The organism is Kribbella sp. NPDC020701 (assembly GCF_055562215.1).
Window position 1 is genome coordinate 380,131 of the sequence record NZ_JBVHFT010000006.1, and the last position, 18,365, is coordinate 398,495.

Below are 18,365 nucleotides of genomic sequence, written 5' to 3' on the forward strand. Positions count from 1 at the left end.
AAACTGCTATGGTCCAGGGATGGGAACCTCCGAGAAGCCGCGCCAACGTCTCCGGCTCAGCCGGGAGCGGGTGCTGCGAGCCGCCGTCGACGTGGCCGATGCGGGCGGGATCGGGGGCCTCACGATCCGTTCGCTGGCCCAGGAGCTCGGCGCGAAGCCGATGTCGGTCTACTACCACGTCGCCGGCAAGGAGGAGATCCTCGACGGCATCGTCGATTTCGTCTTCAGCCAGATCGAGCTCCCGTCGGCCGGCGGCGACTGGCGCGCGGAGCTACGCCGGCGCGCCGCATCGGCTCGTCAGGTGCTGCGGCAGCATCGCTGGGCGATCGGGTTGATGGAGTCGCGGACCTCCCCCGGCCCGGCCACCCTGCGCCACCACGACGCGGTCATCGCCACCCTCCGCGCGGCGGGCTTCTCGCTGGAGATGACCGCGCACGCGTACGCCCTGATCGACAGCTACACGTACGGCTTCGCACTCCAGGAGGCCGGCCTGCCGTTCGAGGGCCCCGACACCGTGGCCCCGGTCGCCGACTCGATCATGAAGCACTTCACCGCCGGCGACTATCCGCACCTCGTCGAAATGGCTACCGGCTATTACTTCAAGACCACCTACGACTTCGCCGACGAATTCGACTTCGGCCTCAACCTCATCCTCGACGGCCTCGCCAGCTCCCTTCCGCGCTGACCGTCAGCACCTCGATTCGGGCGTACTGTCGGTGGATGGAGTGGCTTTTGTTCCTGGCCCTGGGTGGGGGCATCGTGGTTGCCGCGCGGCGGGTGTGGGATCGACGGGCGGTGCGACGGGCGGACGCGGCGGATGTGCTGCAGATCAGCAAAGTCGCCGAAGAGGACATCACCCTGCTCGGCGAGGAATTGTCGCGGCTGGGGGTGGATGTCGCCGGGCAGGAACTCGACGCTGCGACACGGCGTGATTACCAGGTGGCGCTGGATGCGTACGAATCCGCGCAATTGGCTGTCAAAGAGCTGCGGACGACTGATGCGATCAGCACGATTACCGACACGCTGGCCACTGGGCGGTACGCCATTACGTGTGTCCGCGCTCGGGTTGCCGGCGTCGACGTACCCGAGCGACGCGTTCCGTGTTTCTTCAATCCGCAGCACGGGCCGTCGACCACGGATGTCGTGTGGACGCAGCCGCGCCGCGGGACTCGCACGGTGCCGGCGTGTGCTCAGGACGCGGCGCGGGTCGGCGCTGGTGAGGAACCTGAGATCCGCTATGTGCAGATCGGCTCCCGCCAGGTCCCGTACTGGGAGGCCGGCCGCGCGTTCGCGCCCTACGGCCAGGGCTACTTCGCCGGCGCGGGAGGAGGCGCCACCTACATCGCCCTGTCAGGCTTCGACGGCCAATCAGGCGGCCACGCCGCCTGGGGCGACAGTTGGGGCGGCGCTCACGGAGGCGCCCATGGCACGGGCGGGCACGACGGCGGCGGCCACGGCGGTCACGACGGAGGCGGTCACGACGGCGGCTTCGACGGGGGCGGCTCTGGCGGCGGTGACAGCTAGCGGCCTGTTTGACACCCGCGGGCTTCCAGAGGACGGTGACCAGCCTGGGGCGCATGCGGCGCGCCCCGCCCACTGGAGGGAGTGCGCGGGGCGCGGACCCGCGACCAGGGGCGTCCGGGTTCAGGCGGATTTCACCTCGCGGTGGAGTAGCCGTAGGAAGCCGAGGGCGAGGGGCAGGAGCACCCAGATCGTCCCGGCGACCGCGAGGTGCGCCCAGTCGTCACCGTGGAACGTCTGCTGTTCGAAGGCCGGTGCCATGGCGGTGTTGAGGTCGAGCCAGGGCGCGGCGTTCTCGAGAGCGCCCACCATCGAGAAGAGCACACTCCACGCGATCGGGATCACGTAGTACAGCACGATGGCGGCCGCGGTGTTCATCAGCAGCATTCCGAAGGCGAAGCCCTGCAGGATGCCGATCAACTGCACGGCGAAGAAGTCGCGGACGTTGGCAGCCCCGACGTTCCAGCTGCCGGCGCCGTCCATGAACGCCATGCCGGCCAGGTTGCTGAGGGCGGCAACGCCGAGCGCCACGACCACGGCGAGCAGGCCGACCAGGGTCACGGCGACCAACTTCGCGACAGCGACGCGGATCCTGCTCGGTTCGAGGGTGAAGGTGACCAGGCCGGTGCGCTGGCTCCACTCGGCGGTGACCGCGAGGATGCCGAGCACCGGGAGCAGGATGCTCTGTGGCGTTGCCGTCGCGCCGACGAAGTTCAGGAACGTCAGTTGGTCCGGATCGGCGACGAACAAGAACACGACGATGACGGTGACCGTGATGAGACCGATGGCGGTGAGCAGCCAGAAGCCGGCCCGGGTGTCGACGAGCTTGCGCAGTTCGACCCGCAGCAGCCGGCTGAAGGGTACGGACGTGACGCTGGGATCTGGTGACACTTCGAGGTGGAACGGTGCTGGGTGGGTCGTGGTACTCATGCGGTGACCTTCTCTCGTGCGTCGTCAGCGGTGAGTTGCAGGAACATGTCCTCGAGTCCGGCGCCGTCCGCGCCACGCAACTCGGTGACGACTACGCCGTTGTGCGCGGTGGCCGTGGCGATCTGCTCGCGGGTGGCCTCCACGACGTACGCGCCGTCCGGGGTGGACCGGTAGGGGTAACCGGCGACGTCGAGGCAGCGCGCCAACGCCTCCGGTTCCAGGCCACGGACCAGGGTGCCGGCGGCGTTCAGAAGCTCTGCCTTGCTGCCGTCGGCGACGATGACACCGCGACCGATGACGACGAGGTGGTCGGCGATGACCTCGATCTCGTGCAGGAGGTGCGAGGACAGGAGGACCGTTCCGCCTCGGTCGGCGAAACTCTTGAGCAGCCCGCGCATCCAGTGGATGCCGGCCGGGTCGAGTCCGTTGGCGGGCTCGTCGAGGATCAGCACCTGCGGGTCGCCGAGCAGGGCGTGTGCGATGCCGAGCCGTTGGCGCATGCCGAGGGAGTAGTTGCCGACCCGGCGGTCGCCCTCTTCGCCGGACAGGCCGACGAGCCCGAGCATCTCGTCCACCCGTTGGCGGCGAAGACCCATGACGGTGGCGCCGAGGCGAAGGATCTCGCGCCCGGTCCGCCCGGTGTGCTGCGCGGAGGCGTCGAGGAGGACCCCGACGTGCCGGCCCGGGTTGGGGAGGTCGGCGTACGGGACGCCGAGGATGGTGCTGCGGCCGGCAGACGGCGGGGTCAGGCCGGTCATCATGCGCATCGTGGTCGACTTGCCGGCCCCGTTGGGACCGAGGAAGCCGGTGACGGATCCGGGTTGCGCCCGGAAGGACACGCGGTCGACGGATTGGTGTGCTCCGTACCGCTTGCTGAGTTCTTCGACTGTGATCATGACATCGAGCCTGGGCCTGAACACCGGACCGGCACATCGGTCGCAGTGCCATGACCGCAAACCACGGGATAGACCTGTGTAGCCCGCGGTAGGGGGTCGGGCCGGACCGCGGTCCCTGCCCTGAACCACGCACCTCCCGTACCGTGGGCGAGGTGGACGCCATCCAAGCCGCGCCACCACCTCCGCTGAGCCGCTGGCAGTCGACGTGGCGCTACAGCTTCGCCATCATCGTCGGCGCCGGTTTCTGGATCACGAGCTACTTCAACACGTACGCCGGAGAGATCCGTGCGCTCTGGATCATCGATCTCCTGCTCGGAGCCGTCAGCGTGGTTCTGATGCGCTGGAGACGGCGCAGTCCGCTGATCGTTGCCCTGATCGTCAACGTCTTCGGCTCCTTGTCCACGGCCGCATCGGGGGCGGTGGTCGTCACGACGGTGTCCTTGGCCACTCGCCGGCGGTGGCGCGAGATCGTGCCGGTCGCGGTGGTGGGCTTCATCGCCTCCGTGGTCTTCTTCGAGACCCATCCCGGTGCCGACGATTCGTTGCTCTTCTCGCTCTTGTTCACGGTCGTCTTCGTGAGCGCCGTGATCGCTCCCGGCATGTACATCGGCGCCCGCCGCGACCTGCTGGCCACCCTGCGGGAACGCGCGGACCGCGCGGAACGCGAGCAGAGCCTGCGGGTCATGCAGGCGCAGGTCACCGAGCGGGCCCGGATCGCCCGTGAAATGCACGACGCACTGGCCCATCGACTGTCGCTCGTGGCGTTGCACGCGGGCGCGCTGGAGTACTGCCGAGGGCTGAGCGAAGCCGAGGTGGCCCGAGCGGCCGCCATCACTCGCAAGAGCGCCCATCTCGCCCTGCAGGACCTGCACGCGATCCTCGGAGTTCTGCGTACGCTCGAAACCGACGCATCACCCGAACGTCCGCAACCAACGCTGGCCGACCTTCCGGCACTGGTCCAGGAGGCCATCGGATCCGGCACGAGAGTCCGGTTGCACAACCAGGTCGGCAACCTGGCGGAGGCGCCTGACGCGATCGGGCGCGGCGCGTACCGGATGATCCAGGAGAGCCTGACGAATGCGCGCAAACACGCACCGGACACTGCGGTCGACGTGACGCTCAGCGGTCGAGCCGGCGGGCAGTTGATGCTCGAGGTACGGAACCCGCTGCGGCTCGGCTCCGCGGTGAGTGCGACGCCCGGCTCCGGGCTCGGCCTTCTCGGGCTGACCGAGCGCGCCGAGCTGATCGGTGGCCGCCTCGAGCACGTGAGGTCCGACGGAGATTTCGTGGTCCGCGCCTGGTTGCCGTGGCCGGCATGACGAATCGTGCTGGTGACTCGGTCCGGGTCGTGATCATCGACGACGACGCGTTGGTGCGCACCGCACTTGCGATGATTCTGCGTGACGACGCCACGATCGAACTGGCGGGCGAAGCAGACGACGGCGAGTCCGGGCTCGAACTCGTCGCGCGGGTAGCGCCAGATGTCGTACTGATGGACATCCGGATGCCACGACTCGACGGCCTCGAGGCCCTCGCCCGGTTGATGGGTCGACCGGCACCTCCCAGGGTGATCGTGCTGACGACGTTCGACGCCGACGACTATGTCCTGCGGGCACTCCGCGGCGGAGCCAGCGGGTTCCTGCTCAAACACACCCCACCCGCGGAGATCGTCGAGGCGGTGCACAAGGTCGCCGCGGGTGACCACATGCTCTCCCCCAGCGTGACCGCGCAGCTGATCGCCCGGCTGGGTGATGATGAGCCGGACAACCAGCAGGTCGTTCGGGCACGGTCATTGGCCGGGACTCTCACCGACCGCGAGCGCGAGGTGGCCATCGCGGTCGGCGAAGGCAAGGTCAACGCGCAGATCGCCGAGGAGCTCTACCTGAGCATGGCGACCGTCAAAGCGCACGTCTCGCGCATCATGGTGAAGCTCGAAGCCACCAACCGCGTGCAGATCGCGAACCGGATCCACGACGCCGATCTGCTCTGATCAACTCTGCCGAACACTGGACTCTGCAGTAGGACTAGACCACTGTGAGGTGTGGATACAACTGCTGTACCGCCGCACGGCTACACCGTGCGGGCACCTGAGCCGACCGACGCCGAGGCATTGTTCGACATGCTTGCGGCCTACAACATGCGCTTGATCGGATTCGCGGACGGGACGGTGGAGGAAGTCGCCGACCGCATCGTCGAGCCGGGCTTCGACCGTGGCACGGACGGCTTCCTGGTGCTCGCCGGGGACAGTCTGCCGGTGGGGTACGGCACCACGTTCGGCAAGGGCGACCGTCAGGTCGTCGGGATCCAGGTGTGGTCGCAGCAGCCGGCGATCGCCGATTGGCTGTTCGAGCGGACGATGCACCGCGCTCGGGAGATGGGGCGCGAGAGCGGCCACACCGAGATCACCGTCGACACCGACATCTATCGTGCCGACGAAGCACAGCGGACGCTGCTGTCCGATCACGATTTCACCGCGAGTACGACGTACCACCGGATGCGGATCGATCACACCGACCCGGTCGCCGCCCCGGCGGTGCCGGCCGGGGTGGTGGTCCAGCGCGGAGCCTTCGACGATGTCACTCGCCGGACCGCGCACGAGGTCATCGTCGAGAGCATGCGCGGGCAGTTCGGCTTCGTCGCTCGCCCGCACGAGGAGTGGGTCGAGTACCTCGATGCCACGTCCACGTTCGACTGGTCCCAGATGACCCTGCTCGAGATCGACGGGCGCGCGGTTGCGATCCGCGTGTGTTACGACGACCACGTCGAGACCGAGAACTGCGGGTACGTCGGCGTCCTCGGCGTACTCGAGGAGTTCCGCGGGCGGGGGCTGGCGAAGTTCCTGCTGCGGGACGCCTTCGCCGCCGACGCGGACGAAGGCCGCGCCGGCACCATCCTCAACGTCGACACCAACAACCCGACCCCAGCCCTCGGCCTCTACCTGTCCGTCGGCATGACCCCCACCCTCGTGAGCGAAGGCTGGCGCCGCGTGCTCCCGGTCAACTAGGTGTCTCTACCAGGTGTGCGCGACGTCGACGACGATCCGGCTGGTTGCTCGGCTCTACCAGTTGTGAGCGACATCCACGACGACGCGGTTGGTCAGGGTGAAGACGCGGAAGGGGAGGTGGGCGCGGACGCCGACGCCGATCGTGGTCTGCCCCTCGAAACTGCCGGCGTTCGCGACCTGCCGGAAGGTTCGGTAGGCGAGCACGAGAGTCAGTTCGTCGTGGTCGGCGGGGTTGTAGGTGCTGCGGCCGGCAGTGTCGTGGGAAGGGACCGAGAGGACGATCTCCAGCTTGGCGTCGCCGCGGAGTGGCACGAAGTCACCTTGCCCCAGGGTGACGACGTTCTTCACGTAGTGCACGAGGCGCCAGGACGGCCGGCCGCTGACGTCGAACACGATGCGGTCGAAGGAGGTGTGCCGGCCGGTCCGGACGTTCGTCAGCAGTCCGGGACCGCCGTACTCGCTTGCCTCAGGCAATAATCCCCATTCGGCACGGCCCGTGCTCACAGCTGTTGTCGTCTTCATCGTGGAGTCCCCCTCAGACACCTGCTAGATGCAGTTCTCGCGCCTGAAGTTCAGCTGGTGGCCCGGTGATTTCCCGTGCCTGAACGCCCACCGACCGCGACCGGCCGGATTGGCCCCTGGATCCTGGTGGGAAGTGGACCACGTGGCTGGGCCGGTTCGGTCATAGCGTGGGGGTATGAGTACAACGACGACGCGGCGGGTGAAGCTCGCCAACGTGGTTCCTGATTTCTACAAGGCGATGATCGAGCTGGATGCGGTCTCCGATCGGGGGCTGGATCCGAAGCTGGCGCATCTGGTGCGGGTTCGGGCCTCGCAGATCAACGGGTGTGCGTACTGCACCGACATGCACTCGCTCGACCTGCTGCAGTTCGGCGAGGACCAGCAGCAGCGGATCACATTGCTGCCGGTGTGGCGGGAGGCGAAGAAGTTCTACACCGAGCAGGAGCAGGCGGCGCTGGTACTGACCGAGGCGATCACGCTGGTGAGCATCGACCACGTGCCGGACGAGGCGTACGACGGTGCCGCGGCGGTCTTCGACGAGAAGGACCTGGCCCAGCTGATCGCCCTGATCATCACCATCAACATGTGGACCCGGGTCGGCGTCACCGGACGGATGGAGCCCGGCCATTACAAGCCGAGCTGAGCCCGCGATGACAGCCTCAGCCGAAGACTTCCGCGCCCTCCATCACGGCGGCACTCCCCTGATCCTTCCGAACGCGTGGGATCCGGTCAGCGCCAGGATCGTCGCCGACGCAGGCTTCGCCGCTGTCGCCACCAGCAGCGGTGCGGTCGCCCGCGTCCTCGGGTACGACGACGGCCAGCTGACGCCGGCCACCGAGATGTTCACGGCGGTCGCGCGGATCGCCCGTGCGGTCGACGTACCGGTCACCGCGGACATGGAGGCCGGGTACGGCTTGCCGGCCAAGGAGTTCGTCGACCGTCTCCTCGAGGCCGGCGCGGTCGGCTGCAACCTTGAAGACTCGGTCGGCGGTCAGTTGGTGGACCCGGCCCAGCAAGCCGACTACCTCGCCGAAGTCCGCGCCGCCGCCGGAGCCGACCTGGTGATCAACGCCCGCATCGACACCTTCGTCCGCCCCGGCGCTGACGGAGCCGGGGCGGTCGCGGAGGCGGTGCGGCGGGGCCGGGAGTATCGCCGGGCCGGTGCGGACTGCACCTATCCGATCGCGGCTCCGACCGAGGTGCTGCCCGAGCTGGTCAGCGGCATCGGCGGACCGATCAACGCCCACGCAGCGCCCGGTGGCCCGACGGCGGCCGAGCTGATCGCCGCGGGAGCCACCCGGATCTCGTACGGCACCAGCCTGCACAGGTATCTGATGGACAACCTGCGGGACCTGCTCCCAAAGTTGGCGTAGAAGTGCCTTGGTCTATGCATGACCTCTCAGCGCATAGACCAAGGCCCAGTCCTGGTCGTTGGCGAGCGGATCCGCCACGTGGGCGGGCTGTCCGTTCACACAACTGGGATAGACGAAGGCGCAGGTCGCCGAGCCGTCCGCCTCGAAGCTGACCAGATTCGCTCGAAGGATCGACTCGGTCGCCGCGTCCAGCCAGGCCGCCTGTTCCGGGTCCACGAGCTCGCGCGGCCAAGCGCCGTACACGACCGCACTGAGCGCGGACCAGTAATGCGGGAAGACATCGCCCCACAACCGCAGCCTTCCGAACCAGTAGCCGTCCCAGTGCCGGATCGCCACGTGCCGCAGACGTACGTCGGGCTGGTCCGCGGCGAACGAGGTCAGCCAGGGTAGGCGGCGGCTCAGCTCGGCGCCGTCGATCTCGCCTGGTGCAATCCGGTACGCCGACACCAGCAGCTCGAGCAACGGCGCGACCATCGACTGCTCGTAGTTGACCTCGTGGGGCGGCAGCTCGTCGCCGTACTCGATGAAGGTCCGTGCATGGCGGATGAGGTGCTCGTGCAGCCCGAGTTCGCTCAGCAGCGGACCGAGGTCGAAGGCGAGAAAGTGGTCTCCCCCGAGTTCGTAGTACCGGTTGAGGATGCGTGCCGCGCCGGTCGGATCGCCCTGGCCGAGCAGGAACCGCGCGAACCACGGAAAGTTGTAGAGCCGCACATCGGTCTGGTGGATGCTGTCATCGTGGACCGTGCCGTCCACATCGACCACGTGCTCGCGAACGAACTGCTCGTACCCGGCGAGCGCCTCGTCCAACTCCGCCCGGTCACCCCAGCCGCGAGCGCGGACCTCTTGCAGGAGCAGAGCCATCCCGATCCGTTCGCGCGCGTCGGACCAGTCTCGCCACGCACCGGACAGCACAGTGAGCCCACTGTCGTTGTCGTAGGGCACGAACGCGTATTTGCGACTGTCGGCCAACTCCGGCCGTCGCTGCTCGTCGAGGATGAACCGGACCCTCCGCTCCGCGATCTCCTGCAGGGGTTGATGAAACAGTACGGCGATCCGCGCGGTCCGCTTGCCGTCGGTCGCCTCGACGTACCTGAGTCCTGGCTCCTCGCCAGTGATCTCACTCGCGCCTCTGAGCTGAATCGTCTCGCCTACCTCGGCTGCGAGTCGGTCGGCGTCGATCAGCGGTTGACGATCCGCGTGGAAGGCGGGCAGGTCGTCGTACCAGGCCAGCTGCCAGGTCCAGCGGTAGGACTGGTTGGGAGCCAGTGACACGGTCGGCTGACCGCCCATCGCATGCGGTGCACGGGCGTGATCGGTGACGTGGAGGTAGATGTGACCGCGGACGTTGCTGCTCGTCCCGGGCTCGCGTGACTCGATCGAGTACGCCCAGAGCTCGCCCTCTTTCAGCTGCAGCCCGAGACCGGGACTGCTGCCGTCCATCGGGACCGCCCACACCCAGGCGTCCGCCCCACCGGTCCAGACATGCGCGTGGACAGCGCCGGTGAGACTCTCCCGGCTCGACGTGTAGACATCGCGGTACGGCGTACTGATTGCGAGGGAACCGACCTCCACCGGCTCCGACGTGGTGTTGCGGAGCTCGTAGGTCTCGGTCCACTGCTCCCCGAACCGGCGACCGACCCGCAACTCCAGTCCGCCCAACTGATAGAGCAAGTCGATCCCGGTCTGCCGCCACCGAACCAGCGCCGGGCTGTCGAACCGATGACTCCCACGATCGGTGACGACAAACCCCTTGCCCCACGCATGCAGGCTGTCGTGCACCTTTCCGGCATCGAGCAGCACCCGCCGGCCGTCCGGATGAACGACCTGCTCAACCGCCCCGTCGTCACCGACCTGGACCGTGCCCGGACCGAATCTGAAAATCTCCACGATTCGTCAACCTATCGATGTCGAGGACCGGGTGGCGGCTTCGTCCCCCTGATGAGAACACCCTCCGAGTGGAAGGATCAGCAGCATGACCAGGGAAGAGATCGCGGAGATTCTGGCCAAGCCCTACGGGCAGCAGTTGCTGACCGGCCCCGAGCCGGCCCGCTTCGCGTACGACGGCCTGGACGGCGACCCGCGGGTGATCCCGATCGGCTTCTGGGTCGAGGGCGAGCAGATCGTGATCGCCACCGTGCCGAAGTCGGCCAAGGTGGCGGCGCTGCGGAAGAACCCGAAGGTCGCGCTCACCATCGACACCGGCGCGTTCCCGCCGAAGGCGCTCCTGCTCCGCGGCACCGCCGAGGTCGAGCTGGTCCAGGGCGTCCCGGAGGGCTATCTCCAGGCCGGCCACAAGGTCATGACCGACGAGCAGTACCCGGAGTGGGAAGCCGGCGTGAAAGCCCTATACACCGAGATGGTCGTCATCACGGTGACCCTCACCTGGGCCAAGCTCCTCGACTTCGAAACCACCATCCCCAAGGCGGTCGAAGACCTCATCAAGGAGAAGTCGGCCGGCTAGCAGTCCGCCGAGAGCCGTGGGCGAGGCGGCGTGATCGCGGGCCGGCTCCCGGAGCTTCGCCGGCCTGCTCGAGGTGGACGTACCGGCCTCCGAGAGGACCGGCGGTGACACCGTGGAGCACCACGCTGAGCAGCACAGTGAGCGCCACGACGGCGACGGCCCGCTCGACCACCGGGGTTTTGCCGAGCTCCTCGACGGCCAGCAGTGCGAACACGACCGATGCCAGGCCGCGCGGCCCGAACCAGCCCACGAACAAGACGGTCCTGCGGTCCAGCCCCGCTCCGAGCAGGGACACCGCAACCGGCGCCATCCGGACCACGGTCAGACTCAGTACGGCGTACGCGAGAAGCGCGAGGTCGAGGTTGTGAACGGCGATCGGCACCAGCGCGGCTCCGAAGAGGAACCAGACGGCGAGTGCCAGGACCTCACCGAGAAGCTCCGGTAACTCGACGGTGTCGTCCGCGTCGACAGTCTCCTCGTCGAGTGCTGCGCTGAACGCGATGCCGGCCACGAACGCCGCGATGAATCCGTTACCGCTGAGCGCCACGGCGACGCCGAAGCTGCTCAGTGCGGCCGCCAGGGTTCCGAGCCGCCGCGCGCCCGTACCCATCCAGCGCCGTCGATTGCCGATCGTCATGAGCCTGGCACTCGCTGTCCCTACTGCCAGGCCGACGACGAGACCGACCGCGAGTTCGAGCAGCGCACCGCCGCCGTGATCGGAGGCGCCGTCGTGATCGGAGGCGCCGTCGTGACTCTCGACCCCGAGTTGGCCGGCGGCGAAGGCCAATGTGAACGTAACGACCGGTGTGACGATGCCGTCGTTGAGCCCACTCTCCACATTGAGTGCGCGGCGCAGACGCATGGGGATCCGGCCGTCGTTGATCACCTGTGCGCTGAGAGCGGCGTCGGTCGGAGCCAGCGTGGCGCCCACGAAGCCCGCGAGTGCCCAGGTGAAATCGTCGAAGAACCAGGCGGCCAGGAGAGAGCCCAGGATCACGGACAGGGGAAGGCCGATCGCCAGCAGCCGGCCGGGCAGGCGAATGTCTTGTCTCAGCCTCGAGAGGTTGACCCTGGCCGCGTCCGAGAACAACAGGAGCGCCAGCGTCAGCTCCGCGATCCGATGGACGGACGGGGCCTCGACGTCCACCGAGAGCAGGCCCCAGTCGGGGTTTCCCAGTGCGTAGCCGGCGACGGCGAACAGGAGCGGACCGGTGATGTTCAGGCGGGCCAGGAGGTCCGAGGTCACTGCCCACGCGAGAACCAGGAGCGCGAGCACCGCGAACGTGGCCTCTGTCACCGCCCCGCCTCCGCCCTTGCGCGCCGCGTATAGCTCGGACTGGCTCATCCGACTCTGACCGTCGCCGCCCGGCGGCCGCCTCATCCACCTGGGAGGGTTTGGCGCCCGGTTTCACCCCGGACGGAGGACGCGAAACCCACCGGAGCGGGGCATGCTGACGGTCTGACTCAGCTCGGTGGCGGAACGCGAGATCGGGCAACGGGGCAAAGGACAGAGACGTGAGCGAGACGACGCGGCGGTCATCCGGAAACGATGGGCCTGATCCCGGCACATCCCGCGGCAAGAGCCGAGGAGTCCGGGCATGGTGCCTCTACCTGGCCACCACGATCGGCCTGCTCTGCCTGATGGGCCGCTGGGGACTGGGTGGGGCGGTCACCGGTGTGGTCGTTGCCCTGACCGCGGGCGCTGTCACCGCCTTGGCCATCTGGGGAGTCGAAGGGCGGCGTGAGGTGCGAAGGATCGCTCGGGTCACGCTCGCCACCGGGCTGATGGCGCCGGCCGCCGTGGGCCTGATCGGAGTCTTCAATGTGGCCGGCGTCCTGGTCGTCCTGGCACTCGCGGCGACCACGCCGGCTCTGACCTCGAGAATCCCGCGACGGCAGGCAGCGGGGGACTCCCCCGTTGATCAGCCAGAGCCGGCGGCACGTCGGGCCCCCGAGACCTCGCTCGCCGACGGTCCTGCGGCCGCACCGGCGAGCGAGCTCAGTTCCCTCGGCAACGAGGCATTGTGCCTGGCCTGGCGCCGGAGCTTCCGGCTGCTGGAGGCTGCCGCGTCGGCGGCGGAACGCTTGGCCGTCGTCGAACAGCGGCAGCAGTACCTCGACGAGTTCCAGCGGCGATCCCCGGAGGGACTCGCCGCCTGGCTCGCCTCCGGCGCACGGGCGTCCAGCAACCCGCTTCCGTTCCTAGGTGACGCCCGGCGCCGAGCAGACTGAATCGGGGCAGACCGAATCAGGCTTCTTTGACGTCCCGACCGTGCGCGGCCAGCGCCCAGATGACGAAGATGTCGATGGCAATGACGGTCAGCGCCCAGAACGGGTAGTACGGGATGAAGGTGAAGTTGGCCAGTGCGCTCAGCACAGCCAGGATGATGCCGACCACCCTCGCCCAGGTCTGGCCCGCGATGACCGCGAAGCCGGCCAGTAGCACCAGCAGGCCACCGATCAGGTGGATCCAGCCCCACGCGGTGGCGTCGAACTGGAACAGGTAGTTGCGGGTGGCTACGTAGAACTCGTTCTCGAAGAGTGCCACGAGACCGGAGAACATCTGGAAGCCTCCGGCCATGATCATCATGAGGCCGGCGAACAGGACGAACCCGACGGCCCAACTGCTGACCTCGTGTTCCTCGCCCGCCGCGTCGTACTGCGATGCTGCTGCGCCTTGTGCCACTGTCGTTCACTCCCCTGTGCTCTCCCCGATGGCTCTCCGTGATCGGATCGCTCCACGGACGATGACTCCAGGCTGACCAACCACCTCGGGTCCGGCATCATCCCCAGGGGACGACTGTGACCCCGCGCTCACACCTGGAGGCTGATCGGGAAGGTCGCGATCCAGGCGATGGCGGCGACCAGCACGACGCAGCCCGCCCCGGCCAGGATCAATCGCGGCCGGCGGCCGGTGATCTTGGTGCTCATCCCGGCGAAGAACAGGACCACGGCGTACAGCACGACGGTGAGCACATAGTCGCCGGAAATCTTGATGTTCCGAAGCACCTCGGCCGCGGAGGTCGCGGCGGCCGCGTCGAGCCGTTCGGCCTCCTGCCGCGCCGCGAGCTGGTACTGCGGCATCGCGAACGGCGTCGGCGGCGCCTCCGGATTCGTGGCCGGGCGGGTCGCCATCCAGGCGTCGAACGCGGGCCGGAACTCCGCGCGGAAGCGGTTGGCGTAGAAGGTGGCGAGGTCAGCCTCACCCTGGCGGTCCGCGTCCGCCCAGGCGATGAACGTGGCGACGTCCACCTGGCTCTGGAACTGGGCCTGGCCTTGTGCCCGGGCCGCGTCGATCCTGATCGCGTTCGTCCGGCCGGCCGCCTTGGCCTGCTCGCCGTTCCACCGGGTGGCCTGGTAGCTGCTCCACGACGTCCCGAGGGCGGCGACCACCAGCAGGATGGTGACGAGCACCTCCTGCCACGCGCGGCCCTGGCCGGGCTGCTCCTCAGCGGCGGTTGCCATGCTCGTCACACGGTGGTCTCACGTCGACCCCGACGAGCTTGGCCTGGGTGTCGATCAGGCCGATGGTTCGCTCCATCGCGGTCGGCTGCAGCCTGCCCACGCCCTGTCCATGCGGATGGTCGAAGAACACGAGCAGGAACAGCAGCAGGGTGATGACCACGGTCACGCTGCCCATCAGCAGGCCTTGCGTCACCGGGCCCTCGGACGGGTCGGCGAAGAACAGCATGTACACGAAGATCACCACGGAGATCGCACCGAGGACCATCCACAAGGGCGTCGGGATGATGCCTTCCGCCCCGTGCACCCGGTCGATGCGCGCCTGCTCCCGGTCGGCGGTCTGGTCCATCCAGCGGTCGTACGCCGACTGCTCGACCGACGTCCGCGGGTTGACGGCCGAGATCGTCCGGTACATCTCCACTCCCCACGGATTGACGGAGTTCCCGAGCGTGCCGGTATCGAGAGCATCCCACTCGACCCCGGCCACGGACCGGGCGTAACACGCCAGTTCGCCGGTGAGCTCCGTCGCGGTCTGCCGGGGCAGGAACTGGGCCGTCTGAACCTGCTGCGCCACGATCGTCGCCTCGGACTCGGCGCCGGACCGCGACTGGTCGTACGACGTGAACGACAAGAAGATGATGAACCCGAGCAGCACGGAGAACCCGGTGGCGAGCACACCGAAGACCCCCGAGGCGCGGTCACCGTTGCTGAAGTAGCCGCCGTCGGGCGCCCGCCTGCGCACGAGGAGCATCGCCGTGACGGTGACCGCGGTCACGAAGACGGTGACCAGAGCCGCCCAGACGATGTTCACCTGCGCCTCCCGCCGCGGCTGTCACAAGCCGACTACTTCGCGGTTCCGGCTACACGTCGGCGGATCGATCGTCTCTGCCGCGGGCGCAGCGAACCTCACCCCGCGCGGATGAACCTCCGGCGGTCACGACCACCATTTCTGACGCTGTGCCAGCGCGTCGGCTGTCTGATCGGTGGTGTCGAGCGAGTCCAAGGCGGAGATGGACTGCTCGTCGAGTTCGAAGTCGAAGACGTCGAAGTTCGCTTCGATGCGTTCGCGGTGGGTCGACTTGGGGATGACCGAGAGACCCTTCTGGATCGCCCACCGGATCAGGACCTGGGCCGGCGTCCGTCCGGTGGCGGACGCGATCCGCTCGACGGCCGGATCCCCGAGGTGCCGCCCGGTTCCCAGCGGGCTGTACGCCTGGGAGACCACGCCCGCGTCCGCTCCCGCTTCGACCAAAGCCCGGCGGTAGTCGAACGGGCTGAACAGGATCTGGTTGACCGCCGGCTGGATCTGGCTCACCTTCAAGAGCTCCTGGAGCTCCGCGGCGCCGAAGTTCGAGATCCCGATGCCCTTGCTCAGGCCGGCTTCACTCGCCGCCTCCATCCCGGGCCAGGCCCAGGTCGGCCCGCCCTGCGGCCAGTGGATGAGATAGAGATCGAGGTAGTCGGTGCCGAGCCGCGCCAGGCTCTTCTCCGCCTCGACCCGCGGGTCCTTGCCTCCCGGGTAGAACTTCGTCGTGAGGAAGATGTCCTCGCGCGGTACGCCGCTGTTCCGGATCGCCCGTCCCACACTCGACTCGTTCCCGTACGCCTGGGCGGTGTCGATCAGCCGGTAGCCCAGCTCGAGCGCCCAGGCGACCGCCCGCTCACACTCCCGTCCGTCCCGGACCTGCCAGACCCCCAGGCCCAGCACAGGAATCTCCGTACCATTCGAGAGCGTTCGGGTCAGTTGAGGGCTCATGCACCCCTTGTATCAGTCGGCTCAGCGATCCGGCCAGATCGAGTCGAGGGTATGAACGGTCGTGGTGACCTGGACGGGTGCGGTGGACGTGAGGACGATTCCCCGGTCGGTGGGCAGGTAGCAGCGCGAGAGCGAGACTTCGCCGTCGTTGGCGAAGAGCTCCAGCGAGGTCCGGTCGACGAGGAGCTGAACGGTTGCTGTCTCGCTGGTGAGGTGGATGGGCGTGTCCGATACGTCCATAGTGAGGCTGGCGCCAGGCGGGATCGCAACCTCTAGGTGGAGCTCGACTTCTTGCGAACCGGTGGTCAGAACTTGATCGCCGCCCGGCTTGACCGTGCCGGACCAGTGCCTGGTGCCCGATCGCAGGCTCGCGAGCTCACGGATCGGATGACGGAACAGGTGCGGGCGTCCGTCGACCGTCCGCAGGGTGAGTTCACACGGGAACGTGACCTGCTGGTTGAACGGCATGTCGGGATAGACGCCGTGCCGCATCCACGCAGCCTGGATCCGGCGGCCGTCGCCGGTCTCGGTGTTGTTCCAGGTCTGGGTGGCGTAGAAGTTCAGGCCGGCGTCGGACAGCACCTGCTCTGACTCCTCGGTGAAGCACGTCCCGTCGAAGTCACCCACCGAATACTTCCCGTCGCCCCGCACCAGCACCCACTTGGTCTGCCCGCCGTCCAGCGGGAGCTCGAAGAAGTCGGGGCATTCGAAGCTGTTCGGTACGACGTTGCCGGTGTCGATCCAGTGCAGCAGGTCGGTCGAGGTGAGCAGGTGGTACTGCTGGTCGCCGTACAGGAGCATCACCCAGTGATCACCCGGGTGGTAGCGGAACACTTTCGGGTCGCGCTCGGGCATTGTCATGATCGGGTTGCCGGCGTAGTGCTGCCAGGTGCGGCCCTTGTCGAGGCTGAAGGACAGGCACTGGCTCAGGTTGTCGTTGCGCGACCAGAAGGCGACCATCGGCGGGTTGGCCGGGTCGTCCGACAGCCCGGAGGTGTTGCCGTAGTCGCCGCCGCGCTCGACGGCGCGGTCGACGTGGAGATCGTCGCGTTTCCGCAGGACGGCGTGCTCCGGCGGCCCGGCGTACTCGACATGCTGGACCAAGCCGCGGCGGAGGGCGCGACGAGTATCGGCGGGCTCGACCCGGCCTCGATCGACCGCGATCCGGTAGGCCAGCTCGACGCACTCTTCGAGATCGCCGTACGGCGTGGTGCCGGGATCGACATCCACCTGCACGATGGCGGTGAGCTCGGCGCGTTCCAGTACGAGTTGATCATCGAGCGCACCCGGCAGTCCGGACTCGCCGGAAAGGTCAACGTCTCGCACGGGTTCGCCCTCGGCCAGCTGTCCCCGACGCGGCAGAGCGAACTCGTCGAGGAGCTCGGCGCGGCCGGGATCTCGTGGACGACGGTCGCACCCGTCGGTTCGGCGCCGCTGCCCTGGCGCGAGCTGCGGACGGCGGGAGTCGCGGTCGGCCTCGGCACCGACGGCATCCGCGACCTGTGGTCGCCGTACGGCGACGGCGACCTCCTGCAGGTCGCCCGCGGTTTCGCCCGGCTGCACGGGCTGCGTGCGGACGAGGACCTCGCGTACGCCGTCGAGCTCGCGACGACCGCCGCCGCGCCGTTCGTCCACCGTGAGCACCACGCGCTCGCCCCGGGAGCCCGCGCGGACGTCGTCCTGATCGACGCCGAGAACGTGCCGGACGCACTCGTCCGCGCACCACGCCGCGAAGTGGTCATCGCCGGCGGACAGGTCGTCGTCCGCGACGGCGAACTCCAGGTGTGAGCGCCCGTACGCCCGCGGTTCTCGGGCGGACTCTGGGTTCGCTGCGCGAGAACCGGCCGTTCCAGCTGCTCTGGATCTCCAACCTCTTCTTCTTCGGCGGTGTGTGGACGCAGACCCTCGTCCTGGGCTGGCTTGCCTGGGAGACCACGCACTCCGACTTCCTGGTCGCTGTGTTCGGCGCGGTGCGGCTGGCGCCGTTGCTGCTCGGTCCGTTCGCCGGTGCGTTCGCGGACCGGCACAACCGGGTCCGGCTGCTCGTCATCGCGTGCTCGTGGGCGCTGGCGGCAGTCAGTGTCGTGGCCACGCTCGCGTCGCTCGGCAGAGCGTCGTACGGCGTACTGCTCGTCGGCGGCCTCGCACTCGGGCTCGCTCAGTCACCCTCGCAGCCGGCCCGCGCCTCGCTGGTGCCCGACCTGGTCGGCCGCCAGAACCTCAGCAACGCGAACGTGCTCAACTCGATGGCACTCAACATGACGCAGGTGATCGGCCCCGCGGCCCAGTCGTGGCCAAGTCGACGATCAAGCGGGCGAGCTCGGCGGGCTGATCCTCCGGGACGAACGAATACGAGTCGGCAAGGGTGACCAGCCTTGCGTCGGGCAGGATCGCCGACAGCCGATCGAAGAGCGTTGCGGGGAAGATCAGATCGTCGGCC

The 18,365-nt window shown here is 68.2% G+C and carries 21 protein-coding genes; 11 read left to right on the forward strand and 10 right to left on the reverse strand.

Annotated features, from left to right (window positions below):
* Window positions 1-19 precede the first annotated feature (19 nt).
* Window positions 20-685 (forward strand): TetR/AcrR family transcriptional regulator, encoded by a 666-nt coding sequence (locus ACZ3HV_RS17400; RefSeq protein WP_465685398.1) that lies wholly within the window; start codon window positions 20-22, stop codon window positions 683-685.
* Between the two features lie 35 nt (window positions 686-720).
* Complete coding sequence (locus ACZ3HV_RS17405; RefSeq protein WP_465685400.1) at window positions 721-1,524, forward strand: hypothetical protein; 804 nt, start codon at window positions 721-723, stop codon at window positions 1,522-1,524.
* 120 nt (window positions 1,525-1,644) lie between these two features.
* Here ACZ3HV_RS17405 and ACZ3HV_RS17410 read toward each other — a convergent pair whose 3' ends face one another.
* Both ACZ3HV_RS17410 and ACZ3HV_RS17415 read right to left on the reverse strand, forming a co-directional pair.
* Window positions 1,645-2,451 carry an ABC transporter permease gene (locus tag ACZ3HV_RS17410; protein ID WP_465685402.1) on the reverse strand — a complete coding sequence of 269 codons (807 nt, stop codon included), beginning with the start codon at window positions 2,449-2,451 and terminating at the stop codon, window positions 1,645-1,647.
* Window positions 2,448-3,347 (reverse strand): ABC transporter ATP-binding protein, encoded by a 900-nt coding sequence (locus ACZ3HV_RS17415; RefSeq protein WP_465685404.1) that lies wholly within the window; start codon window positions 3,345-3,347, stop codon window positions 2,448-2,450. The genes ACZ3HV_RS17410 and ACZ3HV_RS17415 overlap by 4 nt, the downstream gene beginning before the upstream one ends.
* A gap of 152 nt (window positions 3,348-3,499) precedes the next feature.
* On the opposite strand from ACZ3HV_RS17415, the gene ACZ3HV_RS17420 reads away from it, so the two are divergent.
* Genes ACZ3HV_RS17420 through ACZ3HV_RS17430 form a run of 3 tightly spaced genes read left to right on the forward strand, consistent with a single transcriptional unit; the run spans window position 3,500 to window position 6,351 of the window.
* Window positions 3,500-4,666 carry a sensor histidine kinase gene (locus tag ACZ3HV_RS17420; protein ID WP_465685406.1) on the forward strand — a complete coding sequence of 389 codons (1,167 nt, stop codon included), beginning with the start codon at window positions 3,500-3,502 and terminating at the stop codon, window positions 4,664-4,666.
* On the forward strand, window positions 4,663-5,337 hold the full coding sequence (locus ACZ3HV_RS17425) for a response regulator transcription factor (RefSeq protein WP_465685408.1): 675 nt from the start codon (window positions 4,663-4,665) through the stop codon (window positions 5,335-5,337). The genes ACZ3HV_RS17420 and ACZ3HV_RS17425 overlap by 4 nt, the downstream gene beginning before the upstream one ends.
* Window positions 5,338-5,388: 51 nt before the next feature.
* Complete coding sequence (locus ACZ3HV_RS17430; protein ID WP_465685410.1) at window positions 5,389-6,351, forward strand: GNAT family N-acetyltransferase; 963 nt, start codon at window positions 5,389-5,391, stop codon at window positions 6,349-6,351.
* 54 nt (window positions 6,352-6,405) lie between these two features.
* On the opposite strand, the gene ACZ3HV_RS17435 is transcribed toward ACZ3HV_RS17430, so the two are convergent.
* Entirely contained in the window at window positions 6,406-6,873 is a 468-nt protein-coding gene (locus ACZ3HV_RS17435) for an AMIN-like domain-containing (lipo)protein (protein WP_465685411.1), read from the reverse strand.
* A 175-nt stretch (window positions 6,874-7,048) separates the two neighbouring features.
* Between ACZ3HV_RS17435 and ACZ3HV_RS17440 the strand changes: the two genes are divergently transcribed.
* Together ACZ3HV_RS17440 and ACZ3HV_RS17445 are read left to right on the forward strand one after the other, a co-directional pair.
* Window positions 7,049-7,516, forward strand: a complete 468-nt coding sequence (locus tag ACZ3HV_RS17440) for a carboxymuconolactone decarboxylase family protein (protein WP_465685412.1) — start codon at window positions 7,049-7,051, stop codon at window positions 7,514-7,516.
* Between the two features lie 7 nt (window positions 7,517-7,523).
* Window positions 7,524-8,246 carry an isocitrate lyase/PEP mutase family protein gene (locus ACZ3HV_RS17445; RefSeq protein ID WP_465685413.1) on the forward strand — a complete coding sequence of 241 codons (723 nt, stop codon included), beginning with the start codon at window positions 7,524-7,526 and terminating at the stop codon, window positions 8,244-8,246.
* A gap of 12 nt (window positions 8,247-8,258) precedes the next feature.
* On the opposite strand, the gene ACZ3HV_RS17450 is transcribed toward ACZ3HV_RS17445, so the two are convergent.
* Complete coding sequence (locus tag ACZ3HV_RS17450) at window positions 8,259-10,133, reverse strand: hypothetical protein (RefSeq protein WP_465685414.1); 1,875 nt, start codon at window positions 10,131-10,133, stop codon at window positions 8,259-8,261.
* A gap of 85 nt (window positions 10,134-10,218) precedes the next feature.
* Here ACZ3HV_RS17450 and ACZ3HV_RS17455 point away from each other — a divergent pair, with 85 nt between their 5' ends.
* A complete protein-coding gene (locus ACZ3HV_RS17455) occupies window positions 10,219-10,707 on the forward strand; it encodes a pyridoxamine 5'-phosphate oxidase family protein (RefSeq protein ID WP_465685416.1) in 489 nt (162 codons plus the stop codon).
* Here the strand turns inward: ACZ3HV_RS17455 and ACZ3HV_RS17460 are convergent.
* Complete coding sequence (locus tag ACZ3HV_RS17460) at window positions 10,685-12,004, reverse strand: cation:proton antiporter (RefSeq protein ID WP_465685418.1); 1,320 nt, start codon at window positions 12,002-12,004, stop codon at window positions 10,685-10,687. The two genes, ACZ3HV_RS17455 and ACZ3HV_RS17460, sit on opposite strands and share 23 nt — an antisense overlap.
* 218 nt (window positions 12,005-12,222) lie before the next feature.
* Between ACZ3HV_RS17460 and ACZ3HV_RS17465 the strand changes: the two genes are divergently transcribed.
* Complete coding sequence (locus ACZ3HV_RS17465) at window positions 12,223-12,939, forward strand: hypothetical protein (RefSeq protein WP_465685420.1); 717 nt, start codon at window positions 12,223-12,225, stop codon at window positions 12,937-12,939.
* A gap of 16 nt (window positions 12,940-12,955) precedes the next feature.
* Here the strand turns inward: ACZ3HV_RS17465 and ACZ3HV_RS17470 are convergent, their stop codons facing one another.
* The 5 genes from ACZ3HV_RS17470 to ACZ3HV_RS17490 form a co-directional block, all read right to left on the reverse strand.
* Window positions 12,956-13,393 carry a DUF7144 family membrane protein gene (locus ACZ3HV_RS17470; protein WP_360373963.1) on the reverse strand — a complete coding sequence of 146 codons (438 nt, stop codon included), beginning with the start codon at window positions 13,391-13,393 and terminating at the stop codon, window positions 12,956-12,958.
* A 128-nt stretch (window positions 13,394-13,521) separates the two neighbouring features.
* Window positions 13,522-14,172, reverse strand: coding sequence for a hypothetical protein (locus ACZ3HV_RS17475; protein WP_465685422.1), 651 nt, complete (start codon window positions 14,170-14,172; stop codon window positions 13,522-13,524).
* Window positions 14,156-14,980, reverse strand: a complete 825-nt coding sequence (locus ACZ3HV_RS17480; RefSeq protein ID WP_465685424.1) for a bestrophin-like domain — start codon at window positions 14,978-14,980, stop codon at window positions 14,156-14,158. Before ACZ3HV_RS17480 ends, ACZ3HV_RS17475 begins: the two co-directional genes overlap by 17 nt.
* Window positions 14,981-15,103: 123 nt before the next feature.
* The gene (locus tag ACZ3HV_RS17485; protein ID WP_465685426.1) at window positions 15,104-15,877 is read right to left on the reverse strand and encodes an aldo/keto reductase; all 774 of its coding nucleotides are present in this window, start codon (window positions 15,875-15,877) and stop codon (window positions 15,104-15,106) included.
* Between the two features lie 69 nt (window positions 15,878-15,946).
* Window positions 15,947-17,029: a glycoside hydrolase family 32 protein gene (locus ACZ3HV_RS17490; protein WP_465685428.1), complete on the reverse strand. Its 1,083-nt coding sequence runs from the start codon at window positions 17,027-17,029 to the stop codon at window positions 15,947-15,949.
* Here ACZ3HV_RS17490 and ACZ3HV_RS17495 point away from each other — a divergent pair.
* Window positions 17,018-17,713: an amidohydrolase family protein gene (locus ACZ3HV_RS17495; RefSeq protein ID WP_465685430.1), complete on the forward strand. Its 696-nt coding sequence runs from the start codon at window positions 17,018-17,020 to the stop codon at window positions 17,711-17,713. The genes ACZ3HV_RS17490 and ACZ3HV_RS17495 overlap by 12 nt on opposite strands.
* A complete protein-coding gene (locus ACZ3HV_RS17500; protein WP_465685432.1) occupies window positions 17,710-18,294 on the forward strand; it encodes an MFS transporter in 585 nt (194 codons plus the stop codon). Before ACZ3HV_RS17495 ends, ACZ3HV_RS17500 begins: the two co-directional genes overlap by 4 nt.
* Window positions 18,295-18,365 lie beyond the last annotated feature (71 nt).

Bases quoted from the DNA above. Each gene is read 5' to 3' on its own strand.
- ACZ3HV_RS17400 (WP_465685398.1), top strand. From the start codon at position 20: ATGGGAACCTCCGAGAAGCCGCGCCAACGTCTCCGGCTCAGCCGGGAG.
- ACZ3HV_RS17405 (WP_465685400.1), top strand. From the start codon at position 721: ATGGAGTGGCTTTTGTTCCTGGCCCTGGGTGGGGGCATCGTGGTTGCC.
- ACZ3HV_RS17410 (WP_465685402.1), bottom strand. From the start codon at position 2,451: ATGAGTACCACGACCCACCCAGCACCGTTCCACCTCGAAGTGTCACCA.
- ACZ3HV_RS17415 (WP_465685404.1), bottom strand. From the start codon at position 3,347: ATGATCACAGTCGAAGAACTCAGCAAGCGGTACGGAGCACACCAATCC.
- ACZ3HV_RS17425 (WP_465685408.1), top strand. From the start codon at position 4,663: ATGACGAATCGTGCTGGTGACTCGGTCCGGGTCGTGATCATCGACGAC.
- ACZ3HV_RS17435 (WP_465685411.1), bottom strand. From the start codon at position 6,873: ATGAAGACGACAACAGCTGTGAGCACGGGCCGTGCCGAATGGGGATTA.
- ACZ3HV_RS17440 (WP_465685412.1), top strand. From the start codon at position 7,049: ATGAGTACAACGACGACGCGGCGGGTGAAGCTCGCCAACGTGGTTCCT.
- ACZ3HV_RS17445 (WP_465685413.1), top strand. From the start codon at position 7,524: ATGACAGCCTCAGCCGAAGACTTCCGCGCCCTCCATCACGGCGGCACT.
- ACZ3HV_RS17455 (WP_465685416.1), top strand. From the start codon at position 10,219: ATGACCAGGGAAGAGATCGCGGAGATTCTGGCCAAGCCCTACGGGCAG.
- ACZ3HV_RS17475 (WP_465685422.1), bottom strand. From the start codon at position 14,172: ATGGCAACCGCCGCTGAGGAGCAGCCCGGCCAGGGCCGCGCGTGGCAG.
- ACZ3HV_RS17495 (WP_465685430.1), top strand. From the start codon at position 17,018: ATGCTGGACCAAGCCGCGGCGGAGGGCGCGACGAGTATCGGCGGGCTC.